The organism is Rudanella lutea DSM 19387 (genome assembly GCF_000383955.1).
In the GTDB taxonomy this organism is placed as follows: Bacteria; Bacteroidota; Bacteroidia; order Cytophagales; family Spirosomataceae; genus Rudanella; species Rudanella lutea.
Genome location: NZ_KB913013.1, coordinates 5,063,781 through 5,090,056, shown reverse-complemented (window position 1 = coordinate 5,090,056; position 26,276 = coordinate 5,063,781). Strand labels below are relative to the sequence as shown.

24 protein-coding genes are annotated in these 26,276 nt (G+C 55.0%); 13 read left to right on the top strand and 11 right to left on the bottom strand.

What is annotated here, in order from left to right; genetic code table 11:
• Position 1: 1 nt before the first annotated feature.
• Positions 2-1,111, bottom strand: coding sequence for a DNA-processing protein DprA (dprA, locus tag RUDLU_RS0120960; RefSeq protein WP_019990393.1), 1,110 nt, complete (start codon positions 1,109-1,111; stop codon positions 2-4).
• A 506-nt stretch (positions 1,112-1,617) separates the two neighbouring features.
• Between dprA and RUDLU_RS0120955 the strand changes: the two genes are divergently transcribed.
• Together RUDLU_RS0120955 and RUDLU_RS0120950 are read left to right on the top strand one after the other, a co-directional pair.
• Positions 1,618-2,148 (top strand): hypothetical protein, encoded by a 531-nt coding sequence (locus tag RUDLU_RS0120955; protein WP_019990392.1) that lies wholly within the window; start codon positions 1,618-1,620, stop codon positions 2,146-2,148.
• A 27-nt stretch (positions 2,149-2,175) separates the two neighbouring features.
• On the top strand, positions 2,176-2,727 hold the full coding sequence (locus tag RUDLU_RS0120950) for a hypothetical protein (protein WP_019990391.1): 552 nt from the start codon (positions 2,176-2,178) through the stop codon (positions 2,725-2,727).
• A gap of 68 nt (positions 2,728-2,795) precedes the next feature.
• Here the strand turns inward: RUDLU_RS0120950 and RUDLU_RS0120945 are convergent, their stop codons facing one another.
• The 3 genes from RUDLU_RS0120945 to RUDLU_RS0120935 all read right to left on the bottom strand — a co-directional run bounded on the left by RUDLU_RS0120945 (position 2,796) and on the right by RUDLU_RS0120935 (position 5,369).
• Positions 2,796-3,593 carry a hypothetical protein gene (locus RUDLU_RS0120945; RefSeq protein ID WP_019990390.1) on the bottom strand — a complete coding sequence of 266 codons (798 nt, stop codon included), beginning with the start codon at positions 3,591-3,593 and terminating at the stop codon, positions 2,796-2,798.
• A 110-nt stretch (positions 3,594-3,703) separates the two neighbouring features.
• Positions 3,704-4,099: a hypothetical protein gene (locus tag RUDLU_RS0120940; RefSeq protein ID WP_019990389.1), complete on the bottom strand. Its 396-nt coding sequence runs from the start codon at positions 4,097-4,099 to the stop codon at positions 3,704-3,706.
• Between the two features lie 13 nt (positions 4,100-4,112).
• Complete coding sequence (locus RUDLU_RS0120935; RefSeq protein ID WP_019990388.1) at positions 4,113-5,369, bottom strand: sulfite oxidase; 1,257 nt, start codon at positions 5,367-5,369, stop codon at positions 4,113-4,115.
• Between the two features lie 129 nt (positions 5,370-5,498).
• Here RUDLU_RS0120935 and RUDLU_RS28915 point away from each other — a divergent pair, with 129 nt between their 5' ends.
• From RUDLU_RS28915 to RUDLU_RS0120920, 3 genes are all read left to right on the top strand, one after another.
• A complete protein-coding gene (locus RUDLU_RS28915; RefSeq protein WP_019990387.1) occupies positions 5,499-7,826 on the top strand; it encodes a PAS domain-containing sensor histidine kinase in 2,328 nt (775 codons plus the stop codon).
• A 47-nt stretch (positions 7,827-7,873) separates the two neighbouring features.
• Entirely contained in the window at positions 7,874-8,944 is a 1,071-nt protein-coding gene (locus tag RUDLU_RS0120925) for a hypothetical protein (protein ID WP_044129586.1), read from the top strand.
• A gap of 149 nt (positions 8,945-9,093) precedes the next feature.
• Positions 9,094-10,449, top strand: a complete 1,356-nt coding sequence (locus RUDLU_RS0120920) for a hypothetical protein (protein WP_019990385.1) — start codon at positions 9,094-9,096, stop codon at positions 10,447-10,449.
• A gap of 45 nt (positions 10,450-10,494) precedes the next feature.
• Here RUDLU_RS0120920 and chrA read toward each other — a convergent pair whose 3' ends face one another.
• Both chrA and RUDLU_RS0120910 read right to left on the bottom strand, forming a co-directional pair.
• On the bottom strand, positions 10,495-11,697 hold the full coding sequence (chrA, locus tag RUDLU_RS0120915) for a chromate efflux transporter (RefSeq protein WP_019990384.1): 1,203 nt from the start codon (positions 11,695-11,697) through the stop codon (positions 10,495-10,497).
• Positions 11,698-11,844: 147 nt separating this feature from the next.
• Positions 11,845-12,801 carry an isopenicillin N synthase family dioxygenase gene (locus tag RUDLU_RS0120910; RefSeq protein WP_019990383.1) on the bottom strand — a complete coding sequence of 319 codons (957 nt, stop codon included), beginning with the start codon at positions 12,799-12,801 and terminating at the stop codon, positions 11,845-11,847.
• A 176-nt stretch (positions 12,802-12,977) separates the two neighbouring features.
• On the opposite strand from RUDLU_RS0120910, the gene RUDLU_RS0120905 reads away from it, so the two are divergent.
• On the top strand, positions 12,978-14,540 hold the full coding sequence (locus tag RUDLU_RS0120905; RefSeq protein WP_157580312.1) for a PAS domain-containing sensor histidine kinase: 1,563 nt from the start codon (positions 12,978-12,980) through the stop codon (positions 14,538-14,540).
• 146 nt (positions 14,541-14,686) lie between these two features.
• Here RUDLU_RS0120905 and RUDLU_RS0120900 read toward each other — a convergent pair whose 3' ends face one another.
• The 4 genes from RUDLU_RS0120900 to RUDLU_RS0120880 all read right to left on the bottom strand — a co-directional run bounded on the left by RUDLU_RS0120900 (position 14,687) and on the right by RUDLU_RS0120880 (position 17,345).
• The gene (locus tag RUDLU_RS0120900; protein WP_019990381.1) at positions 14,687-15,391 is read right to left on the bottom strand and encodes a superoxide dismutase; all 705 of its coding nucleotides are present in this window, start codon (positions 15,389-15,391) and stop codon (positions 14,687-14,689) included.
• A 242-nt stretch (positions 15,392-15,633) separates the two neighbouring features.
• Positions 15,634-16,385 (bottom strand): IS5 family transposase gene (locus RUDLU_RS29380; protein WP_152127412.1). Its coding sequence is split into 2 segments (ribosomal slippage): positions 15,634-16,049 and positions 16,049-16,385, totalling 753 coding nucleotides; the frame shifts between segments, so codons are not numbered across the junction.
• 58 nt (positions 16,386-16,443) lie between these two features.
• Positions 16,444-17,055, bottom strand: coding sequence for a recombination mediator RecR (gene recR, locus RUDLU_RS0120885; RefSeq protein WP_019990380.1), 612 nt, complete (start codon positions 17,053-17,055; stop codon positions 16,444-16,446).
• Positions 17,056-17,066: 11 nt separating this feature from the next.
• Positions 17,067-17,345 carry an ATP-dependent Clp protease adaptor ClpS gene (locus RUDLU_RS0120880; protein ID WP_019990379.1) on the bottom strand — a complete coding sequence of 93 codons (279 nt, stop codon included), beginning with the start codon at positions 17,343-17,345 and terminating at the stop codon, positions 17,067-17,069.
• A gap of 172 nt (positions 17,346-17,517) precedes the next feature.
• On the opposite strand from RUDLU_RS0120880, the gene RUDLU_RS0120875 reads away from it, so the two are divergent.
• The 6 genes from RUDLU_RS0120875 to RUDLU_RS0120850 all read left to right on the top strand — a co-directional run bounded on the left by RUDLU_RS0120875 (position 17,518) and on the right by RUDLU_RS0120850 (position 24,286).
• Complete coding sequence (locus RUDLU_RS0120875) at positions 17,518-18,981, top strand: sodium:solute symporter (protein WP_019990378.1); 1,464 nt, start codon at positions 17,518-17,520, stop codon at positions 18,979-18,981.
• A 69-nt stretch (positions 18,982-19,050) separates the two neighbouring features.
• The gene (locus tag RUDLU_RS0120870; RefSeq protein WP_019990377.1) at positions 19,051-19,833 is read left to right on the top strand and encodes a DUF2490 domain-containing protein; all 783 of its coding nucleotides are present in this window, start codon (positions 19,051-19,053) and stop codon (positions 19,831-19,833) included.
• Positions 19,834-19,928: 95 nt separating this feature from the next.
• A complete protein-coding gene (locus tag RUDLU_RS0120865) occupies positions 19,929-20,468 on the top strand; it encodes a hypothetical protein (RefSeq protein ID WP_019990376.1) in 540 nt (179 codons plus the stop codon).
• 185 nt (positions 20,469-20,653) lie between these two features.
• Positions 20,654-21,775 carry a TonB-dependent receptor gene (locus RUDLU_RS0120860; RefSeq protein WP_027303263.1) on the top strand — a complete coding sequence of 374 codons (1,122 nt, stop codon included), beginning with the start codon at positions 20,654-20,656 and terminating at the stop codon, positions 21,773-21,775.
• A gap of 9 nt (positions 21,776-21,784) precedes the next feature.
• Positions 21,785-22,678 carry a hypothetical protein gene (locus RUDLU_RS0120855; RefSeq protein ID WP_019990374.1) on the top strand — a complete coding sequence of 298 codons (894 nt, stop codon included), beginning with the start codon at positions 21,785-21,787 and terminating at the stop codon, positions 22,676-22,678.
• Between the two features lie 60 nt (positions 22,679-22,738).
• Positions 22,739-24,286 (top strand): phosphatase PAP2 family protein, encoded by a 1,548-nt coding sequence (locus tag RUDLU_RS0120850; RefSeq protein WP_019990373.1) that lies wholly within the window; start codon positions 22,739-22,741, stop codon positions 24,284-24,286.
• An 82-nt stretch (positions 24,287-24,368) separates the two neighbouring features.
• On the opposite strand, the gene RUDLU_RS0120845 is transcribed toward RUDLU_RS0120850, so the two are convergent.
• The gene (locus RUDLU_RS0120845) at positions 24,369-24,710 is read right to left on the bottom strand and encodes a hypothetical protein (RefSeq protein ID WP_019990372.1); all 342 of its coding nucleotides are present in this window, start codon (positions 24,708-24,710) and stop codon (positions 24,369-24,371) included.
• Between the two features lie 54 nt (positions 24,711-24,764).
• Between RUDLU_RS0120845 and RUDLU_RS0120840 the strand changes: the two genes are divergently transcribed.
• Complete coding sequence (locus tag RUDLU_RS0120840) at positions 24,765-26,234, top strand: amidohydrolase (protein WP_027303261.1); 1,470 nt, start codon at positions 24,765-24,767, stop codon at positions 26,232-26,234.
• Positions 26,235-26,276 lie beyond the last annotated feature (42 nt).

The following is a 26,276-nucleotide window of genomic DNA, read 5'->3' as shown; positions in this document are numbered from 1 at the left end:
GCTACACTAACTGATACTTTTTGCCCGGCAGCGACCGCACGAAGCCCTGAAATTCAAGGTTGAGCAACAAGGCGGCCAACTGCCCCATCGGGATGGTACTCCGCCAGCTTAAATCATCAATATGACTATCGGGGTGCTGGCGCAACAGGGCCAGAATCTGGCTTTCTTCCTCTGTAACATCAATGGGTAGTGGTGCCGAAGTAGCCCGTGTACCCGTTGTTGTGCCCGCCGAGGCAGCCTCTACCGACCATCGAACGGCGTCGATAATATCCTGCGGGCTGGTGTAAATCTGAGCGCGATTTTCGCGAATCAGCTTGTTGCAGCCAAGTGAAAACGCCTGATTCAGTTGGCCCGGTACGGCCAACACCTCACGGTGGTAGTTATTGGCATACTCCGCTGTAATCAGAGCGCCCCCTTTGGCGGCTGCTTCCACCACCACGACCACATCGCTCAGACCCGCAATAATCCGGTTGCGGGCCGGAAACAGGCGGGCGTCGGGTTTTACGCCGGGGCGACTTTCGGTGAGTAGCCCACCCGTTAGCTGCATCTCGTGGGCCGTTTTCTGGTGCTGCGACGGGTAGATCACATCGACTCCGCTCGCCATCACGGCAACGGTAGGCAGACCATGTGCGAGGCTCGCCCGGTGCGCGGCAATATCAATTCCGTACGCAAGGCCACTCACCACCGTTGCGCCATAGGGTTGCATAGCCTGCACAATTTCGTCGGTAATACGCCGTCCGTAATCGGTAGCCTGCCGCGTGCCCACAAGCCCAATAGTACGCGGGGCGTTCAGATCACCGGCTCCGCTGTAGTAAAGCAGGGCGGGTGCATCGTACAGGCCCCGGAGTCGGGCCGGGTAGTCGATATCGGTATAGAACAGGGCGCGGACCTTCAATTTTTCGAGCTGCCGCATCACCCCTTCCGCTTCCAGAAGTACCTGCGGTTGCCGAATAGCGCGGGCTGTCACTTCGCCAATACCCGGAATCCGAAGAAGTTTTGCCACTGGCGACGTAAATACGGCTTCGGGGCTACCGCAATAGCTTACCAACTGGCGAATCAGTACATCGCCAACGCCCGGTACCAGCGTCAGCGCAATGGAATGAAGAGACATACCAAACGTTAAAACCCCAAAATAAGCAAAGGCTTAGATAACTGCCCCGTCTGTAACCGGAAATAACCAATTTTATCCGTAGCCCTCTCTCCCCTTTCTTCTTACCTGGCACAGGCACGCTACTTACCTCATAGACAAAAAGCGCTAATTCGCTATTTATCAGTTATTTATATACATTAATTACATTCAAAACTACTTATGATTAACTAAAATATTTTTCATACTATCAAATGAAACATACGTGTTAAAAAATGTAACGAGAGTGTTAGCGCATCCTTCGCGATCAGTGCTATTTGCCGGGGTCATTTCCGACAAATAACACAATCCATGAACACCTCAACCAGTCCCTTTCTTGCCAAACCTAAACGGGCACCCCCAGCCTCAAGCAGGAGTACTTCTCATTCAGTATTCCCAAAGAAAAGTATGACACCGAAGACCTCAACGCAGGTGGCGGACGCCGAAAAGCCAACGAGTAGGCACAACTTTTCTCTTTAACTACCAATCAAATGTCTCTTAGTTTAAACATCGGTCAGTTTAATTCTCTTTTCCCGGACGCCGAGAGCGACAAAGACGGCGAAGCGATCAAATACACCGTCGAAGACTCCGACTACCGGATCTATAATCCCACCTGGCAGAGTGGCCAGCCGGTGCTTGTGGTCAAAATGGATCACATACGCGGGGGGGCTACCGACGATCATGTGGAGCTGCATATCACGTTTGATACCAGCAACGCCAGCATGGTCAGTATCGAAGGAACCTGGGAAGCAGGCAACGATGGCTATCAGATTCCCAAAGTGGTGATTGAGGTCGTTGACGCTTCAGCTGAGATCCTGGGGGCCGTGGGCGCTCTCGAAACAGCCGGTATTTCCGAAGCCGCAGCGCAATCGGCCGTGGCCGTGTTCGATGGCTTCTGTAAATTGTTTAATACCCTCTCTGAGCTGATTGTCCGGATGAGCGACAACGGCGGCCGATTCTATTTCACGGCGGTTGTGTGCCATACCGTCAACCGGCTCAATAGCTGTGTATCTGTCAAATAACCTCTTAACCTAAAACGAACACAAGTCATGACGTTTGATTATCTCAAATTCGCTCAGTCGCTCGATAGCTATACGGGCATGGATGTTAAAGACGAACACAATGGCCAGAATGGCTGGGTAAAATGGAGTGACAGCGATAGCAACAGCGAATACAATCAGGTAATTGAGTACACCTACGACGATAAAGATTCGGGCGAGACGTTGGGCTTTCGAACCTGGTACATGGAAACCTCGCTCATGAAGTCGGATAATGGGAAGCCGACCGGCATGTTTGTATCGGTTAAAATCGACTACGAGCGTAACACCGGCGACGACCACATTATTCTGATCACGGGCTTCGATATCAACGGGTATATTCAGGTAGCGCAGGCTTCAATCCAGTTTCATGGCGACTCGGACGACAACCTGGTCATTGCCCCGATCCGGTCGGACGACATAGCCCTGTCGATGTACAACACGATTCATGATCTGCAGAAAAATGTGGATTACGGCGGCCCAACCGACAACGCCGGGCGGAAATCATTTGCCTACATCACGCAACTGCACATTTACGCGATTACTTCGGCCGTATCGGTGTAGGTTGTAATTCAAACGCCCGGAAAGTGCAAGATACTTTCCGGGCGTTATTGTTTTGGGCATATAACCCATTACATATTCCCGATCTCAAACACCCGTTTGAGCGAGTTCCAAAGCTGTCGTTTCAGATTCTGATCGGCTTCGATCACGGGCAGTGAGTCGGCCATGAGGAACGTGATACCGTCGAAACGGATCGGCTGGTAGCGGTCCATCATAATGTCCAGATTGATACGCTTGAAGGGTACGCCAAACGTGATAAAATGATGAATGTATTTGTGCCGCAACACGTCGGCAAAATTCACGTCGGCCACGCCGTAGACATTCAACAGGTCAACGCCGTTTACATCCAGATTGACCGCCTTCAGGATTTTCTCCAGAAACAGCAAATCGCTGGGAGCCAGATCCTCGTCGGCCAAAATAAGCACTTTGTGCTTTAGCAACTCTGGTTTCCGGGCTTCGGCCGGGCGCGCCGGTGGGCGGGTGTCCCGCACAGGCTCGACCGCGGTCACCGACGCGGTGAGCGGGGGAGTTACCATCAGCGGAACCTCGTCCGGCATCACTATCGGCGGCACTGGGGTGGGTACTGCGTCGACCGCGGGGGCTGTTGTCAGCCGCTCAACCGGACTCTCTTCGTGGGCAACTCGCAGATCGTCAAGTACCGGCGTTACGACGCCCGGCGAAGCGACGGGTTGCGGTTCCAGCAGCACGAGTTGCGGCTCCTGCACGGGCGGAATAGCCGGTACAGGTGGCACCACAACCGGCTCACTGATGGCAGGTACCGTTCCGCCCCAATCCGCGAGCGTCTCGGTAGGAACCCGAAACAGGTGTTCGGTTTGGTAGAGCGTTTGGTATAAGACTTTGGTCGACATGAATCAGGGGCAACAACGTGCGCAGACTGGCGCAAACAGGCAACTACAGCCCAACTGAAAACGCTAAACTGTAAACTGTAGACTGTAAACTATAAACCACAAACTATAAACTAAATCCCCCACTGCGGCTTAGGCAGGGGCAACCGACGGCCATCAAACGGGCGCTCTTTCGGGCCGTAGTATCGGGTCAGATAATCCAGAATAACCGGCTCCGACTCACCCAGATCCCAGAGCTTTTGCGTACGCTGCATCCAGCGGATTTTCTGCCGCCAGCCATCGCGGGTAAGTTGGCTTTGCAAAATCAGCTTGCTCGAATGGCAGGCCGTACACTGTCCTTTTACAAGCGTTAGCCGATCGTCGATCACCAGCCCCGTTTCCTTATCCAGTTGCAGGCTGTCGGTGGTTGTGCTGGTACGCGTGGGTAACAACGAACGGGTAGGCAGTGTAAATGCCACTAAGCCAACCGACAGGCCAAGCAGTAAACCGGCGAAAAGTCCCTTATTCATACGTGTTTTGCGTTTAACCAACCTTCACCGCAATCCGGTGGCAGGCATTATTGCAATAGCCTTCGGGGTTCCATTGTGGCATTACCATAGGCTGCGACACTCCGGCTTCATCGGTAGCCCGCGCCCAGAGTTCGTAATATCCCGGACGGGGCGGCTTCACCTCGGCCGTCCAGTGTTGCCAGGCCAGTCGGTTGCTGGGGACTTCGAGCTTAGCGGCTTGCCAGGTAGCGCCAAAATCCATCGACACCTCTACCGAGCGCACTGCCCGGTCGCCAGCCCACGCATGACCACGCAGGGCAACGGTTTCGCCCGGCTTCAACAGGGTCCCGGTGCGCGGGAACGTGATGAGCGACTTCACAGGCATCGACTCAATAATCCGGAAACGATCTTCGGGCGGGTCTACGCCAGGCTCCACCGGGTCGATAGGCACCCGGTAGCTTTTACCGGTCATTTTGGCCCCGTCATGTACTTTGTTGCGCACACTGATGGTATGTAGCCATTTGCCCGACACTGACGCTGGCCAGCCACCTACAACCAGCCGCAGCGGAGCGCCATGGACCACGGGAATATCCTTCCCGTTCATGGCCCAGGCCACGAGCGTTTCGTCTTCAAGAGCTTTGTGCATGGGGGCTCCCCGCGAGATCACTTCTTTTTTGGGGTCCTGACTCAGGTGCAAATCACTGCCGTAGTAGCCGATATACACCGCGTCGGATTTGAGGCCCACGTCGGCCAAAATATCTTTCAGCCGTACACCCGTCCACTCGGCGCAGCTCACAGCTCCGTCGGTCCATTGGTTACCGGCCGTTTTGGGGTAATACCCCGCCCGCCCGTTGCCGGCGCACTCCAGCACGAGCTGATACGTATGGTGCCGGAACTTCTTCTTCAGTTCGGCCAGCGTGTAGGTTTTGGGCGCTCTGACCGACTCGCCGTTGATGGTCAGTTTCCAGGTAGCCGGGTCTATTTTTTCGGGAATGAGGCCGTTGTTACGGACAAACATCCGCTCGGCGGGCGTGATTCGATCGTCGAGCAGATGGGCGGGCGTTTCTACATTCCAGGGCTTATCGTTGAGCACAACCAGATCTTTGTGCTTGTCGGTCATGGGGTTAATCGGACCGTCAGTCGGGCTAAACACTACCGGCAGATAGTGCCGGGGCAACCGATCGGCAAACACAATTTCAGCACCCAGCAGCGAACTAAGCGTTGCCAGCGTACTCTGACGCAAAAAACCCCGGCGATTGAAGAGCCGGTTCTGAGAATGAACGTCGGGCATACGAATTAAAATCTGTCCACCAAAGATACAGAAAAAGGGTTGGTCCGCGGGCGGCCACTGCGGATTAATAGGAACAAACCAGTATGTTTGCCCAACCGTATCCCAACCTGTTCAACTTCAATCCGTAACATGTCAAGTTCATTCAGCGCCAGCATAAATCAAGTAGACACGCTGCTCAATGCATCGTTGAATGGCACTATTGTGTACAAAACTGTATACAACGAGTCGGGCCAGATTAGTGACTTTACGTTAATCGCCCTAAACGAACAGGCGCGCAATGATTTCAACCGCCCCACCGAAGAGCTGCTGAACCAGTCGCTGCTGGAACTGTTGAAACACGACCCCAGCCTGTATCTGTTTCGACAATGTGCGTTGGCGGTTGAGAGCGGCCGAGCGGTTCAGTACGACACCGACTCCCGGCGCAGCCTCGACAATGCCCTGCATTCGTACACTGTCCGGATTACCCCGATCGAAGGGGGTGTGGTAGCCAGCTACATCGACATTACCCTGTCTAAACAACGCGACCTGCTCGAAAAACAGCAGAATGAGTTGCTGGACCGGATGATTCAGACAGCCCCCAGTGCTATTGCCCTGCACCGGACCATCTTCAACGAAGCCGGACAAATCGTTGACTTCCAGCTAATAAGGGCCAATCAACTGGCCTTCAACTGGATGAACGTTTCGGAAGAGGATGCCTACCAGAAGCCTCTGTCGGCCATTTTTCAGAACTTCCGCGAGACGGCCATTTTCCGGCACTATACCCGAGTCGCCCAAACCGGCGAACACGCCCGGTTCGAACGGCATATCGGACCCAACTGGTACGAGTTTTTTGTGGCCCAGTTCGACAATAGCATCATTGTAACGGTCAACGAAGCCACCAAACGCAAACAAACTGAACTGGCGCTTAAACAGCAAACCGAAACCCTGGAGGGGATTCTGGACGCCATTCCGGCGGGTGTGTTTGTGTCGGAGGCTATCCGCGACAAGGCAGGCCAAATCGTGGACTTCAAGATTGTTGAGGCCAACGCGGTGGCTTTGCTCACCAGCCGTCGGCAACGGTCGGCTACGATTGGGCAACTGGCTTCGGTCATTTTTCCCCAGCAACAGTACGAAACGCTATTCCCGCGCTACGAATCGGTGGTGGAGACCAAACAAATCCAACGGTTTGAGTACAGCATTCTGATTGAGGGCGCGCGAAAATGGGTCGATACGCAACTCTCGTACCTGGGCAATGACCGGGTTATTTCGTCGTTCAGCGACATTACCCCGATCCGGGAGGCCGAGTTTGCTACGCAGCAGCAAAGCGAGCTGCTGCGGAAAGTGATCGACAACGTACAGGTAGGTATCGGGCTGATTGAGGCCGTTCGGGACGACCAACAGGCCATTATCGATTTTCACTGGGTCATGTCCAACGAAGCCATCGCCCAGATTGCCCAGCTCCCTACCGAAAGCGAATCGGACAACCGGATTCGAGCAGAAGACTGCCCCGACTCCCCCGAACTGATCGACGTATTTAAGCAGGTCATTGCTACCGGCGAACCGTTCCAGAAAGAGCTAAACGGGAATCAGGGGCCTGCCGATGGCTGGTTCGACACCCGCATTGTGAAGCAGGGCGACGGCGTTTTGATTGCCGTGTCGGATATTACAAAACGTAAGCTAGCGGAGCTGGAGCTGGAACGTCAGAATCATTTTCTACAGCGCGCCAACCTCGACCTGATGCGCTCCAACGAGAACCTGCAACAGTTTGCCTACGTGGCCTCGCACGATTTGCAGGAACCGCTCCGCAAAATCATTGCTTTCGGCGATATGCTGAGCGAAACTTACGGCCGTACGCTCCCCCCCGAAGCCAACGACATGATTACGCGCATGCAAACAGCCGCCCGTCGGATGTCGCTGCTGATCCGGGATCTGCTCACCTACTCCCGCATCAGTGTGCATCCCGAAAAGCGTAGTACGGCCTCTCTCAATCAGCTTGTAACCGAAGCGGTTGATAATCTGTACGTACCGATTGAAGAAAGCGGGGCTCAGATTCAGATCGAACCGCTACCCGATATTCCGGGCGACCCGGTTCAGTTGGAACAATTATTTCAAAATCTGCTCTCCAACGCCATCAAATTCGGGCGTTCGGGCGTTAAACCCATAGTCCGGGTCTTTGGCGAAACGAAACCCTGGAACGACCTGGCCCCGAATGTGCAGGCCAAGGTACACAACCCGACCAAAGGCCCTATGGCGGTTATCCATATTCAGGACAACGGTATCGGATTCGACGAACAGTACACCGACCGGGTTTTTCAGGTGTTTCAGCGACTGCATAGCCCGGCTCAGTTTGCGGGTTCGGGCATCGGGCTGGCCATCTGTCGGCGCGTTGCCGAAAACCACGGAGGAACCATCACCGCCCAGAGTCGGTTGGGCGAGGGTGCCACCTTCACGGTTTATCTGCCCATTCAACCGGCTTAAACGAGCCCGTTTCTTGCCCTTTACGCCCAATTCGCTTTTTTTGCGCCATGACATTTTTAGGACGTCTTTTCCGGTCTGGTCGGCCCACCCCCGTACCCGAAGCACCATCTCCCCCGGAGGCTGGTCTGGCATCGGCTACAGTGGCTATGGTAGCCCCGCCCGCCCCGGTGCCCCCGGTGGCTACGCTTCCGGTTGTGCCGCAGACGGCCCCCGACTGGCTCACCGATGAGCGGCTCCTGTGCGACGAGGGGGTTATTTTTGGGTTATCGGAGGCCCGGCCCGAAGAAAAAACGGCCGTCATCCGAACGTTCTTTGCCCACCAAACGGCTGGTCTCGAACGGCAGATTGAGCAGTACAACGAGAAAATCGGGGAGCTAAACCTGTTTATTGGCCAACGTGAAAACAGCCTCGCCGAACTGGAGCAACAGTACACCACGCTGCGTAACCAACCACCGGCCGAACACCAGTTGCCGCGCACCGTGGTTGGGCTGCTACTGGCCTGCGCTATGTGTGTGGGCAATTACTTTTTGATCGAAACGGCTTTACAGACTGCCTACCCCACCCACACAACGTTTATCGCGGGGGGTGTTTTTCTGGCTGGAATGTTTGGCCTGTTTAGCCGGACGTCGTTGTTTCACGACCCGGCGGGCCAATTGTCGGTTCGGCGAGTGCTCGAAGAGATTGCCCTGCCGGTAGTATCAGCTGGCTTTGTTTGGATGATGGCGCTCCAGAGCCAGTCGGCTCCAATGGCCTCGGCCCTGGGCCTGTTTGTGCTGGGTCTGTTTCTGTTTGGCGGAAAGCTACTGCTGGGTTTGCTGACGGTGTTACGCGACGACCTCAGAGCGTACTCGGCCAACCGGCAACTCCTCCGCGATCAACGCGCCTTTACCATCCGCTACGAAACCGAAACCAAATTCTTACGGCAAGAAATGGATCAGTTTCGGGCGCAGAAATGGCAAATTTTGCCCGACCTGACCCGCGCCGAAGCTGAGCGTGACCGGCTCAACGCCCGGCGCGATATGCTGGTACGCCTGTTCGAGAGTGAGTTTAACCTGGCCCGATCGGTGAAAGACCGCCTGAGTGACGCGCAACGCCGGGCAATTCTGGGCGAATCGTAAATAGGGTTTAGGGTTTAGGGTTTTTAGTTGGAAGCAGACTGGTCGGAACGAAAAATCTATTGAACAAAAACCCGAACGCCGACCACTAAAAACCAGAAACCGGAACGCCGGCCGCTAAAAACTAAAAACCAACGAAAGAAACCCTACGCATGGAACCAACGAACCAACCTGACTTTCAGCATGGCTACAGCAGTGGCGTTGAGGGCGTCACCCCCGACGCCTACGAGGGCTATCTGTCGAGTCAGGTCAATCTGGATTGGCTCAACGAGCGCATCGCCGAGAAACGGGCCACGATCGAGCAGATTCAGGGGCAGTTGGGCGAGGCAACGGTTGCCCGCAAAACGGCGTTTGCTCAGTTGCAGGAGCACCTGCTACATGTGAGCGTAGCCGCCAAGCGGGTTGAGGGGCTCGAAGCCGAGCGGGACACCCTACTGACCGAACGGACCGAACTTCAGCAGCGCCGGGCCAAGCACACGCCCGAATACTCATTGCTGGCGGGCTTGCTGTTTCTGGTGGCAGGGATTTCGTTTCTGGCCGGCGACCTGATTATCTCCCACGAGATTGTGGCCTACGCCCTCAATATCCGTAACACTACCGAGGCCTGGGCCTTTGCCGTGGGGTTGGCTATGGTATCCATTCTGCTCAAACCAGCTTACGACCGGCTGGTGGAGCAACCCTATCAGCGCGACCCGGTTGGGCAAGGGCGTCGGTACGGGCGGTTCAAGATCGGGTTGGCCATCTTCGCAATGCTGACCCTGGCCGTTCTGGGGTGGTTTCGGTACGAAGCTTACCGTACCGACCAGCTCAAATCGGCCATCAACAAATCGATCCGACAAATGCAGCAAAGCAGCCTTTCGGCCGATGGTGATGGCGCCGTTGCAGCCGACCCAGCCCTGCTCGCCCGGATTGAAAAACAACTTCAACAATCGAGTGAGCTGAATTTGACGTTGGTGAATAGCCCGTGGGCTCTGCTTTCGTTTGTCCTCAGTGGGCTCTTGTTTGCGTTGGCGGGGGCGGTCTGTCTGGGCATTGGACTACCGGTTCTATCGGCCTTTTGGTTTCGCTGGCTCCAGGCCGACTGGCGGCTGCGCCAAATCCGGAAGCGGTTGCGCCGGGTACAACAGGAACTCGAACCCGCCGAGTCGATGCTGGCGGGGCACCTCACGCGCAAGGCGGTGCTGGAACACGAACTGGCCCTCACCCCCGACCCGGCCGAACTGTCGGCCCGGCAGCAGGCTCTGCATGTAGAAATCGACGACATGCTGGCCGAATGTCGATTGGCTCAGACCGATAGCCGAATTGCCAATTTCACCGACGGTTTCCAGAAGGGGGCCGTAGCCCGCCGAACCCTGAGCGAAGGCGAGCAGCAGCAGGTGAAAACAAACTATTTGAGCAATCAGCCCCATACCAAGGCCCCCCGGCCTACCCTACCGATGGCCGCCCCGCGCCCACATGAAGCTCTGCGGAATCTGATTGCCGGGGAGTTGGACAAACGTGAAGAATAGCGGTCAGAGCCCTGACAGCGCGACAGGAACGCGAGCGAAGAAACGTTACAACAAAACACCCAGCACCAAACCGGCCATGATGAGCAGAAACGGGGGCAGTTTGGTGAGTTCGAGCACCAGAATTGTACCCAGCACGGTAGCCACCATCGGCCAATTGGGGGCCATTGGCTCAAAAAGGGCCAAAGCGGCTGCCGCCGTGAGCCCGGTGCTTGCGGCATTGATGCCATCGAGCGAGGCCCGCACCGCCCGGTACCGCTTTAGTTGATTCCAGAACCGGTACACAAAGAAGATAAGAAACGTACCGGGCAGAAAAATACCCGCCGTGGATACGGCACTACCGATCAGTTGTCCGTACGTCCCCTCCGACCGCATCGAGAGCGCCCCCACGTACGAGGCAAACGCAAACACCGGCCCCGGAATGGCCTGCGCCATACCCAAACCCGACAAAAACTCCTCGCGGCTGAGGTAGTGTTTAAACGCCACAAACTCATTGTAGAGCATGGGCGTAAGCACCTGCCCCCCACCAAACACCAGGCTGCCGTTACGGTAGAAGTTTTCGAACAACCGAACCGGCAGTAACTGGGTTACGGCCCCCAAAATAGCCGCCCCAACCAGCACACCGAGCCACAGAAAAAAATTGGCCCACTCGATCCGAATGGGCTTTTTCTCCATCACCGTCTGCTTTTCGTAGGTGAGGGCGGTGGTAAGGCCTCCGGCCAGAATCACGACTGGGGTCACATAGGGCGACCGGAAAACGTAGGCTGTTAGCGCGGCCAGAATAGCCAGCATCAGCCCGCTCTGGGTTTTAATGACTTTGCGGGCAATTCGGTACCCGGCTACAATCAGAAACCCCACCGCCATGGGTTGAATAAATCGGGCAAATCGCAGCGACTGATGCTCTTCCTGCAAATAGCCCACCATCATACCGAAGGCGGTCATGATAGCCACGGCGGGCAGGCACCAGATCAGAAGGGTAAGGTACGCCAGGTTAGGCCCACCAATTTTGAACCCCAGGGCCGTAACAGTTTGCGTGGAGGTAGGCCCCGGCAAAATCTGACAAAGTGCGTTTAACTCCATCAGTTCATCTTCCGTCAGGTAGCCCCGTTTTTTCACGAACCGATCAAACATCATGGCCAGATGCACCTGCGGCCCCCCGAAGGTGGTCAACGCCAGAATCAACACATCTTTCAAAAAGATGATGTACCGAATCTTGCGCACCGGCTTCAGATGAGGGAGGTAGTTGATCATTCGTAGCGCATCCGTGTGGGCTGGAAGCAGGCGGAAAGAGTAGTCAGATATAAACCGGAATCCGACAAAACCTGTAATAAAGCCAAACCCGCAAGGCCTCGAAAACGGTATGAACCGACGGGCTTGCAGGTTTGGCAACAGAATACGTTACTTCTTGAGCCCTAACTCAATCAGGCGCTCGTTCAGGAACTCACCGGCTGTCATGTCGGTGTACAGTTTCGGGTGTTCGGCATCAATGCACGACTCCAGACAGGTCAGGTCCATATCGCCACGGGGGTGCATGAAAAACGGAATCGAGTAACGAGAAGTCGCCATTTTTTCGCGGGGTGGATTCACAACCTGGTGAATCGTCGACTTCAGTTTGTGGTTGGTAAGCCGGTCGAGCATATCGCCCACGTTGACAATAATCTGGTCGGGCAGGGCCGTAATGGCAATCCATTTTCCATCCCGACGCAGTACCTCTAGGCCATCGGCCGAGGCTCCCATCAGCAGCGTAATCAGGTTAATATCGCCATGTGCAGCCGCCCGAACGGCACCGTCGGGTGTAGTGACGGGGTCGAGAGGAAAGTAATGCAACGCCCGCAGGATGCTGTCGCCGTTCGATACTTTATCGTCGAAGTAGTTCTCGGGCAATTCGAGATAGATCGCAATGGCCCGCAGCAGCTGCCGCCCGGTATTCTCCAACGTACGGTAGGTTTCGATGGTGTATTTGCCGAAGTTCGGGTATTCTTCGGGCAATACGTTGGCGGGCATATCGCCCACGGGTTCGGGCTGACCAATGTGGTAAAACTCTTTCAGATCGGCGACGGTAGCGCCTTTGGCACGCTCGCGTCCTTTACCTACATACCCGCGCTGTCCGTTGAGTTCGGGATGTTCGTATTTCTTCTTGACCGCATCATCGGCCTTGAAAAACTCCTGTACCGAATCGTAGAGATTTTTCGTTAATTCGTCGGTAAGTCCGTGATTTTTAACCGCTACGAACCCGATATTATTGAATGCGTTGCCGAGTGCCTGCACAAAAGCCGCTTTCCGGGCGGGGTCTCCAGAGGTGAAATCCGCCAGATCAAGCGAGGGGATCTCGTCGTATAGTTGTTGATTATCCATTCCAGACTATTATTTAGACGAAATTACAACAACTTCAGTTTTTAAACCAAACGATGATCCATTGCATCTCATTGGGCGTAACCTAAATGGACTATTGAATAAGTTTACAAGCACATTGCTTCCGCCCGTTGTAATTTTACAAAATTAGTATCCGACGCCAGTGTGCTCTTCAACGTATGAATAACCACTCGACACGAGCCGACATAACCCCTCACTCGCTTTGGCAGAAAGCCATGGACAAAGTTCCAAATGGTCTGCTCGTGTACGAAATTGTAAAACAGGGCGGGGCTGCTACCCGGCTCCTGATCCAACTGGCCAACCAGCAGGCCGAACGCCTGTTTGGCCTCTCCAAAGAAGAAATGACCGGGCGGTTTGCGCACGATCTGTTCCCCGACGCTGGTAATTTCCCCCTGTGGTCCGACATTGAGCGGGCTATTCGTACCGGGCAACCCACGCGCCGTGAGATCTTTTCTTCCATCAGCCGGTCGGGGATAGCCGCCTGGTTCGATGTGGGTATTGAGCCCCTCGACGACAGCCGCTGCGCTGTGGTTTCGTTTCACGACATTACCGAGTGGAAACAAACCCAACAAAGCCTTCTCAGCGACTCGATACTGTTTCAGGCACTCTCCTCTACCGTACCCGAGATGGGCGTCGTCGCGGTTGATTTCTTCCGCAAAATTGCCCTTGCCAATGGTCAGCTACCTGGTTTGTTTATCAGCAATCAGGCCGAAGAGCTGGTCGGTCGGCGATTTCTGGACGCCATCGAAACCAAATACGGCATCGACTGGCAGCGGTACATCAGCACGGCTTTCGACGGGGAGCAACACTACTTTACCGACCACTGGAACAACTTGCGGTGTGAGATATACGTCGGGCCGGTACGCAATCCGAGCGGGCAGGTGGTGATGGTTCTGGCGGTTTTCAAAAATGTATCGGAGCAGTACGCCCAGCAGCAGGCGTTGCAGCAGGCCAACGTGTCATTGCACCGGTCCAACGAGAGCCTCGAACGGTTTGCTTATGTGGCCTCGCACGATTTGCAGGAGCCCCTGCGCAAGATTCGGGCCTTTGGCGATATGCTCAATGTCCGATATGCCCCCTCACTCGATGAAGGTGGCCGCGACATGATCGCCCGGATGCAGTCGGCGGCTATTCGGATGGACGAGCTGATCCGGTCTTTGCTCAGTTTCTCCCGCATCAACACGCCCCTGCTGACGTTCTACCCAGTCAATTTAGGCGATCTTCTGCGAGGAGTACAAGGCGACCTGGAGCTGGTTATTCAGGAAAAAGGGGCTTTAGTAGAGGTAAGTTCGTCTATGCCGGTGGTAGCGGGCGACGAAACCCAACTACGCCAGTTGTTTCAGAACCTGATTACCAACGCACTCAAGTTTGTGGCTCCGGGAGTGGCCCCCTGCGTTACGATCACGGCCCGCACGCTCCCAAAAGAGGAACTCCCGTACCAACCAGAGCCGAACCTCGGTCACCAGTTACAATACGCCGAAATAAGTGTTGCTGACAACGGCATTGGCATTGATAAAGACAATTTTCAGAAAATATTCGGGCTGTTTACCCGCCTGCATGGGCGCTCTACGTACGCAGGTACGGGTATCGGCCTGGCTACGACGAAACGCGTAGCCGAAAATCACGGCGGCACCATCACCGTGTCGAGTGAAGTAGGCAAGGGAACCGTTTTCAACGTCTACCTGCCTGTTGCACCCGACCCGGCCCCGCTTACTCATTAGCTGTGCCGGTTTGCTACGCACCGGCTTCCTTCGCCCAACAGCCCGTTACACCCCTGATCGGACGCGCTGAAAACAAGACCGCCCGATTCAGCCAGACGTAGCTAATCGGGCGGCCCCTTCAACACGCAACTCGCTGTTGAACCTGTTTAGGCAAAGTTCTTACCGATTTTGTCCCAGTCGTACACGTTCCAGGCAGCCGTCACATAGTCGGGTCGGCGGTTCTGGTACTTCAGGTAGTACGCGTGCTCCCATACGTCGAGACCCATGAGGGGCGTTCCTTTTTTCTCGGCCAGTGCCATGAGCGGGTTGTCCTGATTCGGGGTCGAGGTAATCTCTACTTCGTTACCCGTTTTGATCAGCCACACCCAGCCCGAACCAAACCGGCCGGCCGCAGCCTTGGCCCACTCGGCTTTGAACGCATCAAACGAACCGAACTTCTTGTTGATGGCTTCGGCCAAAGCACCTTTGGGCGCTCCACCACCTTTGGGCCCAATGGTATTCCAGAAAAACGTGTGGTTCCAGTGACCACCAGCGTTGTTGCGGATGGGGGCCGGTGTTTTGGCATCGATGCTTTTAACGAGATCGTCGATGCTCATTTTCGCCATTTTCGCGTTTTCGGGCTTCGCCATCTCCTTATTGAGGTTGTCCACGTACGCTTTGTGGTGCTTACCATGGTGAATCTCCATGGTGGCTTTATCGATATGGGGTTCGAGCGCTCCCGAATCGAACGGCAGGGGTGCCAGTTTGAATGGCCCTTCGGCCTGGGCCGGGTTATTGAAGCCAAACGAACGGGTTGTGGCAAGCACAGCCGAACCAGCAAACGCAATCTTTAAAAATTCAGCGCGATTCATGAAGCAGTTGTTTTGGTAATGAATAATTCTGTCGTCTGAAAAGACCTTGTCGTGGGCAAATGTAGTAATGACGCCCTACTTTAAACACCCCCGGCGGCTGTATTCCCAAAAAACGAGCCTATAGCCAGCCACTCAGCCCTCTTGCCTGCTTCCACTGGCGGGCATAACGGGCACAAAAAAGCCCCGGAAAACTCTTTCCGGGGCCTACAAACTCATTTGTTCACACTAGAGTGTGTGGACAATCAGAGCAACAAAATCATACTTGAAGCCAGATGAACCATCGCCAAGAAGCTGCTGGCTGTTTTTTCGTAGCGAGTTGCTACCCGGCGATACTGTTTCAAGCGGTTAAAATAGCGTTCAATCTTGTTGCGATCAGCGTACAAATTCTCATCGATTACCCGCTGCTCCACCCGATTCACTTTGGAGGGAATGATCGCGTCACAACCGTTGTGGGCCAACCCTTCCAGCAACCAATCGGCATCATAAGCCTTATCGGCAATCACAGCAAAAGCCTCACAGTCAGCCAGTAAGGTGGCTGCGCAAGGCGCATCACCCGCATGGCCAGGACTTAACTCAATGCGGATAGGATTGCCTAAGGCATCCACCAGAGCATGAATTTTTGTGGTCAAGCCGCCCCGTGAGCGGCCTAATGCTTGTTGCTGGAGACTACTTTTTTTTGCCCAGCAGCCTGTTGATGAGCTCGCACCGTTGTCGAGTCAATCATTACCCAATCCAGGTCGGGCTCTTGCAGGGCATCAAAGACCTGTTTCCACACCCCAGCCTGAGCCCAGCGCCGAAATCGTCGGTAGTTGCTGTTCCAATTGCCGAAGCGTTCAGGCAAGTCGCGCCAAGGCGCACCCGAGCGGGCAATCCAGAGCACGGCGTTGATAAACAAGCGGTTATCGAGTGCTTTTCGGCCTGCTGAGCCTGCCTGTCCTGGTAGAAGAGGGGTGATTTTAGTCCATTCCTGCTCGGTGATCTCATAGCGTCTCATGCCACAAAGATCGTAGGATTGGGTAAGTTTATCCTAATTGTCCACACACTCTAGTACTTTACTCGTAGGCGATGCGGCTCAGAATACTCCGGCCGAGGGTTACTTCGTCGGCATACTCCAGGTCACCACCAATAGGTACGCCCCGGGCAATGGTTGAAATTTTGAGCTTAAACGGCCGTAGTTTTTTCTGGAGATAAAACGCCGTTGTATCACCCTCCATGGTAGGGCTCAGGGCCAGGATAATCTCGCGTATCTCGCCCGCGTCTTCGCTCTGCAACCGTTGCAGGAGCGAGTCAATCTGGAGGTCGCTCGGGCCTACACCCTCTACCGGCGAAATAATACCGCCAAGCACGTGGTATAGCCCCTTAAACTGAGCCGTGTTCTCAATAGCCAGTACATCGCGGGTATCTTCGACCACGCAAATGATCGACCCATCGCGCCGGTTGCTGGCACAAATACCGCACAACTCACCATCAGAGAGGTTGTGGCATTTACGGCAGTATTGGGTGCGGGAGCGCACAGCCATCAGCGCATTGGCCAATGACTCGGTTTGTTCTTCGTCGCGTTTGAGTAAGTGGAGTACCAGTCGAAGCGCCGTTTTCTTGCCAATACCCGGCAATTTCGACACCTCATTTACCGCGTCTTCGACCAGTTTGGATGGAAATTCCATGTATAATTGATTTACTGAAGAACTTCGGCGCTGAGGCCCCGACGGCAAATCTCGTTGCGCATGGGTACAAGTTGTTCCCAGGAGCCATCTTTCACCGAACACTTGCCTTTGTAGTGAATAATGAGCGTGCACTGCTCGGCCTGTTCGGGCGTGTGCTCGCACACGTCGATGAGGGTATCGATGACAAAATCGAACGTGTTTACATCATCGTTGAAAACAACCAAATGATATACATCCGTCTCGACAACGTCTTCGAGAACCTCAACCTCATTTTGTTCAAAAGGCAACATAGGAACTAAGTTCGTAGATTGAAAATCGACTTTGTTTGGACAAATTTACGCAATTTTGGCTCTCCAAAGACGAGAATTTAACAGCTGTCCACGGCAGAAAATACTCGGTTTCTGAGGGGTCAACCTTCTCTAAATTAACCCACTTCGGGTACAAAAAGTTGCTTTTACCTCCATGAATGCTACCATCGCACTCATCATTCTGATTGCCTATTTTGCCATGCTGATTGCGGTGTCGTACTACACCTCGCGCGGGGCCGACACCAATACTTTTTTTACGGCCAACCGGCAATCGCCCTGGTATCTGGTAGCGTTTGCCATGATCGGCACCTCGCTGTCGGGGGTTACGTTTATCTCAGTACCGGGTGCCGTAGGAGCCTTACAGAAAGGCTTTGAAGGAGTTAAGGCCTTCAATTACTTCCAGGTGGTACTGGGCTACATTGTTGGGTACTACGTGATTGGCACCGTGCTCATGCCGTTGTACTACCGCATGAACCTCATTTCGATTTACGGCTACCTCGAAAAACGGTTTGGGTTCTGGTCGTACAAAACGGGGGCGGGGTTCTTTCTGCTGGCCCGCACGGTGGGGTCGGCAGTACGGCTTTACGTGGCGGCTCAGGTGCTGCAACTGGCAATTTTCAACGCATTTGGCATTCCGTTCGAAGTGTCGGTAGCCATCACGATTCTGCTCATCTGGTTGTACACGTTCAAGGGCGGAGTTAAGACCATTATTGTGACCGACACCCTTCAGACTACATTTCTGGTGACGGCCGTGGTACTCACCATCATTCTGATCACCAACGAACTTAATCTGAGCTTTGGCGAGATGGTGAGCACGGTACAAAGCAGCCCGTACTCCAAAATTTTCTTTTTCGAGAATATCAACGACCCGCGCCACTTTGTGAAGCAGTTTATCTCGGGTGCGTTTATTGCCATCGTGATGACTGGCCTGGATCAGGACCTGATGCAGAAAAACCTAACCTGCAAAAACATTGGCGAAGCCCAGAAAAACATGTTCTGGTTTACCATTACACTCACCATTGTCAACTTCCTGTTTCTGAGCCTGGGGGCCTTGTTGTACCTCTACGCTACTGAAAAAGGCATTTCGGTACCCGCCAAAACCGACGACCTGTACCCGATGCTCGCCCTCAATCACTTCGGGCCGGTAGTGGGCATTACATTCCTGTTGGGCATCACGGCGGCCACCTACGCCAGCTCCGACTCAGCCCTGACCGCCCTGACCACCTCGTTCTGTATCGACTTCATGAACGTTGAAAACCGGCCCGAGACTGAGCGCGCCCGCATTAAGCACTACGTACACATTGGGTTTTCGGTCCTGTTCTGGATTGTGATCGTCATTTTCAATCAACTCAACAGTCAGGATGTGATCACGGCCGTGTTCGATCTGGCTGGCTACACCTATGGACCATTGCTGGGTCTGTACGCGTTTGGTTTGTTCTCCAAGCGCCCCGTGCGCGACAATCTGGTGCCGTTTGTCTGCATCCTCTCTCCTATCCTGACCATTATCGTCAACAACAACTCGGTAGAGTGGTTTGGAGGCTATAAGTTTGGCTTTGAGCGTTTGCTGCTCAACGGCCTGTTTACGTATATAGGCTTGTGGGCGTTGTCGCGCAAGTAATGAGCAATAGCGTAAGCCTACATTTCTCTGGCATTATTGTTGACGACACCAGGAAAATCTTTCTGGTGTATGAAACACGTATTACGCACGGCAGCGGCTTTATTAGCCATCAACGCATCGGTACAGGCTCAAACCTGGACTTATTTCGGACTTTTTCCGCAATACTCGCAAACCGGCAATGTATCTAAACGACTGAATTACAACGCCTTTATCTCGTCCACGGTCGACCCATTTCACAAATCGACCGAGACAAAGTACTTCCCAACCAGCGACTTACAGCTTTACCTACAACCCAGTTTGCATTACAAACTGACGCCCAACACACAACTTGGCATCGGTTATGCACACGTCAGGCATCACCTATTCGGGTTGTATGTAAACGAAAATCGCGTGTGGGCTCAGGCAGTAAGCAGTTTACCGCTTGGCAAGGGGCGCCTGACTCACCGACTCCGTTACGAGGAGCGTTATCCGCTGAATCTGAAAACGAAGCAGTGGTCGTACGCCCAGCTATTTCGGTATCACGTTGGGTTTACGCTACCCTTGTACAATCCGAAAGAGCAGAAAAAAGGGCCATTTGTATCGGTTTCCAACGAAGCCTTTCTGTGTTTGTCAGGCGCCAGAAACAGCCCTGTTAGCTCAAAAAATGCGTTTTACGGCGAAAACTGGATATCCGGTGGCATTGGGTATAACTTTGGTAATCAGCTCGGGAAACTGGAGCTTGGGTACAATTATCAGGATTTGATTCGGAACAAAGCGGGCGATCATCGCCACCTGCATCTGGCACAAATAACCTGGTCAACCAACTTCACTTTGGAGAATCTGGGCGTCTGGTTGCTGACACCGCCTTATTAACGAAATAGCTTAGACTATAACTAATATAGGCTAAATCCTATTGTATTGCCAATTTGCTTTAGTAGCTTTGTGTTGATTTGGTTTAAAAATTAGTCATGAAACGGTTGCTCGGCTTCTCTTTGCTGCTCTTGCTGCTGTACCACTCGCTGGGGGGCGTTGTTGTCGCCATCGGCTCGTGGTGGCAGGATCAGCATGATCTGAGCCAGCGCCTGACGGTGTACCGGTCGGTGGATAGTTTGGTGGAGTTTCAGATTCCGCTCGACGGCCCGCACGACCCCGCCGACCTGCACGAAGCCACTCGCGAGGGCTTCACTTACCACGACCATTACTACGATGTGGTGAGCGTCGAAATTCGCGACAATATCTTGTTTATCAGCGGCCTTGAGAACAAAGAGGCTTCGTTCTGGCAACGCGATCTGCTTTCGTTTCTGAAAGACACGATCAATACCCAGTCGGAGTCGAGCCGGAAGTCGAGTGGGTGGCTCAAGCTCCTGCTGAAAGACTATTCGCTCAACAGCCGCACCATTCTCCATTTCTTCTTATACGACTGGCGCCAGGACATTCGGATTCCCCAGGCGCCCGTTATGCTGATGCACCGCGCTCTGCCGGTGTTTTCGCCCCCACCCGAAATCTGAGGGACCATAGCGTAATGTACAATGCGTAATGAGCAATGTTTAATGAAGTAGCTGGCCACCCTAAGGGTTAGTCGCCACTATTCATTACACACATTTCATTGCCCATCTGGCTTTGTGCATTATCTGTTTGGCCTTGTGCACTATCCATTGTGCACGATTCATTATTCATCTATTTCCCTCAGATCATGAAATTTTCTATACCATGTATAGGGCTGCTGGCTCTATGCCTGATTCCGTATACCCCGGCGGCAGCACAGGGCTGCGTGGCCGTTCGTCACATGAGTTGCGCGGCTCCGGCTGGCGTAAGCTCGTCTGAATACTTCAAACAACGGGCCGGCACCTGGCAGGTCTCGGCAGGCTACCGGTTCTTCCGGTCGTACAAACATTTCGTAGGCACCGAAGAGCAAAAACAGCGCGTTGAGCAAGGTACGCAGGTAATCAACGTGTCGCACGCGCTCGATCTGGGCGTTACGTACATGCCCAACCCCCGCTGGGCTATTTCGGTCAATCTGCCGGTGCAATACAACGACCGCTCCTCGCTATACGAACACTACGGAAACGCCGTGGCCGCCAACCCCGAGCAGAAACGATTCCATACGGGCTCGCAAGGTATCGGCGACCTGCGCATTTCGGGGAGCTACTGGGTCGTCAACCCGGCGGCTCTGCCAAAGGCTAACCTTGCTGTCGGGCTGGGTGTGAAACTCCCAACGGGCAACTTCCGCGTAACAGACTCGTTTCACCGGCGCACCAAAGAAGGTGCGGATTACACGATTGTGAAACCCGTGGATCAGTCCATTCAGTTGGGCGATGGCGGAGTTGGTGCCAATGTCGAGTTGCAGGGTTATGCCCAACTGACGGGCGGCCTCACGGCCTATGCCAACGGGTTTTACCTGTTCAATCCGCGCGCTACCAACGGCGTAGTGCGGAGCCCCGAAGCCACCACGATTGATCTGGTCACGGGTGAGTTTTCGGTAGCCGATCAGTTTGCGGCCCGGGTTGGGCTGAGTCAGTCGCTGCGGTTTGTGCCAGGTCTTTCGGTCATGCTGGGCGGCCGGGTTGAAGGCGTTCCCGCCAACGACGCCATCGGAAGCAGCATCGGCTTTCGGCGGCCCGGCTACATTGTATCGGTAGAGCCCGGACTGGCCTACATGAAGGGCCATTACTCGGCCGGGCTCACGGTACCCGTAGCCATAGTGCGCAACCGCATCAAGAGCTATGCTGACCGGCTCGACCCGCTGGGTGTACGCCATGGCGACGCGGCCTTTGCCGACTATCTCATCTCGTTCAACGTATCACGCTGGTTCTGAGTTAACATCATGAAAATTTTACGTCTGCTTGTCGTAGCCGGAGCCTTGTTAACGGGGCTACCTGCCTGGGCACAAATGCCTCACGACGCCATTTATATGCCTAAAAACTCGGCTTGTATTGCCGGTATGTACGGTCAGAGTACCTGGAACGAATACTGGGAGGGCTCGCTCAAACGCGAGAACTTCAACATCGGTACGCACACCACCCAAAGCGCCATGCTGATGCCCGCCATTGGGCTTTCGAACCGGGTAAACCTGATTCTGAGCCTCCCCTATGTCTGGACCAAAACATCGGCCGGCAACCTGATGGGTCAACGCGGCTTTGGGGATTTATCAGGCTGGCTAAAGGTGCGAATCGCCGAACACAAGGGCCTATCGCTGCACGGAGTTGTAGGCGGCTCATTGCCCGCCAGCCGGTACGTACCCGATTTTCTGCCCATGTCGATAGGGTTGGGCGCACGCACCGTCACGAGCCGCCTGCTGGTCAACTATACCCACCCGCGCACGGGCCTTTACCTGACAGCACACGGCTCGTACAACTGGCGGAGCAATATCCGGGTCGACCGTGATTCGTACTACGCTAACGAGCGGCTACACCAGACCAACGAGGTACAGGTGCCTAACGGGTACGATGCCGCCGTTCGGGTAGGTGTGCTGCGCCAGAAATGGCAAACCGAGGTGTTTGCCGAGCGGATGGCTAACCTGAGTGGCGACGATATTCGCCGGAACGATATGCCGTTCCCAACCAACAACATGCAGGCCACCACGGTCGGTTGGTATGGTAAGCTACAGCCCCGGCACATTGGTGTCAACGCCCGTATTGGCTACGCAGTGGCCGGGCGTAACATGGGGCAGGCTACCAGCTACACGCTGGGCCTGTTGTATCAGATTGGCGGTTTGTAATCGCGCACTGCCGGGAGCACACGGGCAGACGTATGCCCCCGGCTCAACTCTTATTTTACCATGAAATCGATATACAAATTTCTCCTCATAAGCGTCGTTTCGGCCACCTCATCGGCCTTGCTGACCAGCTGCGACAAAACCATTGAAGAACCCCTGCGGGTAGGCTACACGCCCGCTAACCTCGACGATAAGGCGAGCACCTGGAAAACCTACGTACTGAGCACACCTACGGCTGTGACCGTAGCGGCCCCGGTTGCTACCACCTCGGCCGCGTATGCCGCCGAACTGAGTGCCCTCAAAGCCAAATCGACCGAGCTGACCCGCGCCCAGCAGGAAGCCGTGGTGTACTGGGGAGCGGGTGCCGTGTACCGCTGGAACGAAATTGCCCGTGAACTGGCCGCCAAATATAACCTGCCACCAGCGTCTAACGCGGCTGGTACGTACCCCGTACCCGATCCGGCCAACCCAAACGCTGACCCCCGGTTTCCATTTGCGAACCCGCCTTACACCGCGCGGGCCCTGGCTTACCTGAGCGTGGCCCAGTACGACGCGCTGGTGGCTACCTGGCACTACAAATACCTCTACAAGCGGGTGGCTCCCTCGAAAGTGGACGCCAGTATCCGGGTAGCGCTGCCCGTTTCGGCCTTGCCCAGCTACCCCTCAGAAGATGCAGTAGTGGCTGCGGCCTCGGCCGTAGTACTCAAAGCGATGTTTCCGGGCGAGGTTGCTTTCATCGACGCCAAAGTAGCCGAACACGCAGCCAGCCGCCAATGGGCCGGTATGAACGTAGAAAGCGACCTGACTGCTGGTAGCAGCCTGGGCACGCAGGTAGCCGCGCAGGTGATGACCCGCGCCCGTGCCGACGGCATGAGTGCGGCCAATAACCAAAGCCTCACCGCCGGTATGATTGAAGCGGCTCAGAGCCGGGGCCAAACCCAAATCTGGCTAAGTCAGGAGTCGCCTGCCCGCCCGCCGATGCTCCCCAACTACGGGGCTGTCTCGACCTGGAATTTCGACCGGGCCACGCTCGTTAAATTGCGGCCCGGCGCGGCACCCCTACCCGGCACGGCCCAGTTTGAAAAAGAGCTGAATGAGCTAAAAGAGATTCAGAAGAACCAGACCCGCGAGCAGGCCCGCATTGCCAACTACTGGGCCGACGGTGCCGGTAGCTACACCCCACCGGGGCACTGGCACCGGATTGCGGCCAACGCGGCCCACGAAGCCCGGTTCAGTGAGGTTCGGATGGCCCGGACGCTCGCCCTGTTAGGTACTACCTTGCAGGATGCAGGGGTATGTTGCTGGGAGACTAAGTTCTACTACTACACACCACGCCCGCAGCAGTTTGGCGTAAAAACGTCGGTGGGTTTACCCAACTTCCCCTCATACACGTCGGGGCACTCCACGTTTTCGGGGGCTGCAGCCACGGTACTGAGCTACATTTTCCCCGAACGGTCGCAGGAGTTTATGGACAAAGCAACGGAGGCTTCGGTTTCGCGGATTTACGGCCTTATTCACTTCCGGTCTGATTGCGAAACGGGCCTGATTTGCGGCAAAAATATTGGCAGCTACGCCGTTAACCGGGGCAAAGCCGACGGCTCGGGTCTGTAAAAATCGTTATCCACACCCACCAATCATAGGTATGTAGTTTGTGTTCCCCGTTGGCCGCGTGCCGACGGGGACATTTTTTTGGTCAGGAGCGTCTTTTTTGCCACTCGCCCAGCCGTACATACCGCCAAAACCCGAATACTCGGCGAGCAGTCAGGTAATCCAGATTTTGATCGTTGGCAAAGGCTTCACGTTCAAAGCTGATATTTCGGTAGGCCGTGTAATGATCGCCGTACTGAAACAGCCGGTAGAGGTACTCGAACAGATACCAGAGATAGAACACCACAAGACCAAGCTCCAGCTGCTGCCGCAGATGGATACGTTCATGATTGATCAACACCGCCCTGGGGTTGGGCCGACGTACCAATACGAACGGCCAAAGCGTTAGTCCATCAACCCACAGAAAGGGCACTACCAGCAGAATCATGCCACAAAATTGGTTAAATTTGAGCAGAGATGTTCTCTTGTTAACCCCAACACAATGCGCTACAGTTTACACACACTAGTTGCTTTGTCGGTAGCCAGCCTGTCGGTGCTGGCGCAAACACCCCCCACCCTGACTAAACAACAACAGACCGTTTTATCCAGTTTAGAAACCCAAACGTCGCACTATGGCACCCTGGCCCGGCAAATCTGGGACTGGGCCGAAGTGGGCTATCAGGAGACCAAAAGCTCGGCCCTGTTGCAGGACGAACTCCGAAAGCAAGGCTTCACGGTCACGCCCGGCGTCGCCGAAATTCCGACCGCTTTTGTGGCTACGTATGGCAGCGGAAAACCCGTGATCGGGATTCTTGCCGAGTACGACGCCCTGCCCGGCATCAACCAGGATGCCGTTCCTGAGCGCAAACCCGTCGAGGGCAAGCGGGCCGGCCATGCCTGCGGGCATCACCTGTTTGGCACAGGCTCGGTAGCGGCCGCTACGGCCGTGAAGCAGTGGATGCAGCAAACCGGCCAGAAAGGAACCATCCGGCTCTACGGAACCCCTGCCGAAGAGGGCGGCTCAGGCAAGGTGTACATGGTGCGGGCCGGGTTGTTCAACGATGTCGACGCTGTGTTGCACTGGCACCCTGCCGACCGCAACAGTGCCGACCCTTCTACTTCTCTGGCCAATATCACGGCAAAATTTCGGTTCCGGGGCGTTTCGGCCCACGCATCGGCTGCACCCGACCGGGGTCGCTCGGCACTCGACGCCGTGGAGTCGATGAACTACATGGTCAACATGATGCGCGAACACATTCCGTCGGATACGCGGGTGCATTACGTGATCACGCGCGGGGGTGAGGCTCCGAACGTGGTTCCCGACTATGCCGAGGTTTATTACTATTGTCGGCATAAAAACCGGAATACGTTGAAGCAGGTTTGGGCCCGGATTATGAAAGCCGCCGAAGGAGCCGCTTTAGGCACCGAAACCAAAATGGAGGTCGAAATTATCGGGGGCGTGTTTGACCTGTTACCTGTGGAGTCGCTGGCACGGGTAATGCACCAGAACCTGAGCAAAGTAGGTGGTGTAACGTACTCGCCCGAAGAAACGCAGTTTGCCGAAAAACTAAGTGAGAGCTTCGGGGCGGCCTTTGGCTCGATCCGGAAACCGGGCGAAGCGGCCACCGTAGCCCCGTTTGCGGGCATCAGCAATGACCCGCTGAGTGGCGGTTCTACCGACGTGGGCGACGTTAGCTGGGCTGTACCCACCGTGGGCATGAGCGCGGCAACGTGGGTACCGGGCACAGCGGCCCATAGCTGGCAGGCCGTAGCCGCCGGAGCCACCGGCATTGGCACCAAAGGGATGATGGTAGCAGCCAAAACGCTCGCACTGACGGCCATGGAGCTATACCAAAACCCGGCTCTTTTGCAGAAAGCCCGGCAGGAGTGGCTGGAGGCCCGTGGCGGAACCGACTTCAACTACGAAGCCCTACTTGGCAACCGTAAACCCGCGCTGGATTATCGGAAATGAAATATCCCCGTCGACTCTCTTCTGGTGCGAATAACACGGTAA

What these genes read in the sequence shown, in the direction of transcription:
- dprA (WP_019990393.1), bottom strand. Translation starts at nt 1,111, where the DNA reads ATGTCTCTTCATTCCATTGCGCTGACGCTGGTACCGGGCGTTGGCGAT.
- RUDLU_RS0120955 (WP_019990392.1), top strand. Translation starts at nt 1,618, where the DNA reads ATGTCTCTTAGTTTAAACATCGGTCAGTTTAATTCTCTTTTCCCGGAC.
- RUDLU_RS0120950 (WP_019990391.1), top strand. Translation starts at nt 2,176, where the DNA reads ATGACGTTTGATTATCTCAAATTCGCTCAGTCGCTCGATAGCTATACG.
- RUDLU_RS0120945 (WP_019990390.1), bottom strand. Translation starts at nt 3,593, where the DNA reads ATGTCGACCAAAGTCTTATACCAAACGCTCTACCAAACCGAACACCTG.
- RUDLU_RS0120940 (WP_019990389.1), bottom strand. Translation starts at nt 4,099, where the DNA reads ATGAATAAGGGACTTTTCGCCGGTTTACTGCTTGGCCTGTCGGTTGGC.
- RUDLU_RS0120935 (WP_019990388.1), bottom strand. Translation starts at nt 5,369, where the DNA reads ATGCCCGACGTTCATTCTCAGAACCGGCTCTTCAATCGCCGGGGTTTT.
- RUDLU_RS28915 (WP_019990387.1), top strand. Translation starts at nt 5,499, where the DNA reads ATGTCAAGTTCATTCAGCGCCAGCATAAATCAAGTAGACACGCTGCTC.
- RUDLU_RS0120925 (WP_044129586.1), top strand. Translation starts at nt 7,874, where the DNA reads ATGACATTTTTAGGACGTCTTTTCCGGTCTGGTCGGCCCACCCCCGTA.
- RUDLU_RS0120920 (WP_019990385.1), top strand. Translation starts at nt 9,094, where the DNA reads ATGGAACCAACGAACCAACCTGACTTTCAGCATGGCTACAGCAGTGGC.
- chrA (WP_019990384.1), bottom strand. Translation starts at nt 11,697, where the DNA reads ATGATCAACTACCTCCCTCATCTGAAGCCGGTGCGCAAGATTCGGTAC.
- RUDLU_RS0120910 (WP_019990383.1), bottom strand. Translation starts at nt 12,801, where the DNA reads ATGGATAATCAACAACTATACGACGAGATCCCCTCGCTTGATCTGGCG.
- RUDLU_RS0120905 (WP_157580312.1), top strand. Translation starts at nt 12,978, where the DNA reads ATGAATAACCACTCGACACGAGCCGACATAACCCCTCACTCGCTTTGG.
- RUDLU_RS0120900 (WP_019990381.1), bottom strand. Translation starts at nt 15,391, where the DNA reads ATGAATCGCGCTGAATTTTTAAAGATTGCGTTTGCTGGTTCGGCTGTG.
- recR (WP_019990380.1), bottom strand. Translation starts at nt 17,055, where the DNA reads ATGGAATTTCCATCCAAACTGGTCGAAGACGCGGTAAATGAGGTGTCG.
- RUDLU_RS0120880 (WP_019990379.1), bottom strand. Translation starts at nt 17,345, where the DNA reads ATGTTGCCTTTTGAACAAAATGAGGTTGAGGTTCTCGAAGACGTTGTC.
- RUDLU_RS0120875 (WP_019990378.1), top strand. Translation starts at nt 17,518, where the DNA reads ATGAATGCTACCATCGCACTCATCATTCTGATTGCCTATTTTGCCATG.
- RUDLU_RS0120870 (WP_019990377.1), top strand. Translation starts at nt 19,051, where the DNA reads ATGAAACACGTATTACGCACGGCAGCGGCTTTATTAGCCATCAACGCA.
- RUDLU_RS0120865 (WP_019990376.1), top strand. Translation starts at nt 19,929, where the DNA reads ATGAAACGGTTGCTCGGCTTCTCTTTGCTGCTCTTGCTGCTGTACCAC.
- RUDLU_RS0120860 (WP_027303263.1), top strand. Translation starts at nt 20,654, where the DNA reads ATGAAATTTTCTATACCATGTATAGGGCTGCTGGCTCTATGCCTGATT.
- RUDLU_RS0120855 (WP_019990374.1), top strand. Translation starts at nt 21,785, where the DNA reads ATGAAAATTTTACGTCTGCTTGTCGTAGCCGGAGCCTTGTTAACGGGG.
- RUDLU_RS0120850 (WP_019990373.1), top strand. Translation starts at nt 22,739, where the DNA reads ATGAAATCGATATACAAATTTCTCCTCATAAGCGTCGTTTCGGCCACC.
- RUDLU_RS0120845 (WP_019990372.1), bottom strand. Translation starts at nt 24,710, where the DNA reads ATGATTCTGCTGGTAGTGCCCTTTCTGTGGGTTGATGGACTAACGCTT.
- RUDLU_RS0120840 (WP_027303261.1), top strand. Translation starts at nt 24,765, where the DNA reads ATGCGCTACAGTTTACACACACTAGTTGCTTTGTCGGTAGCCAGCCTG.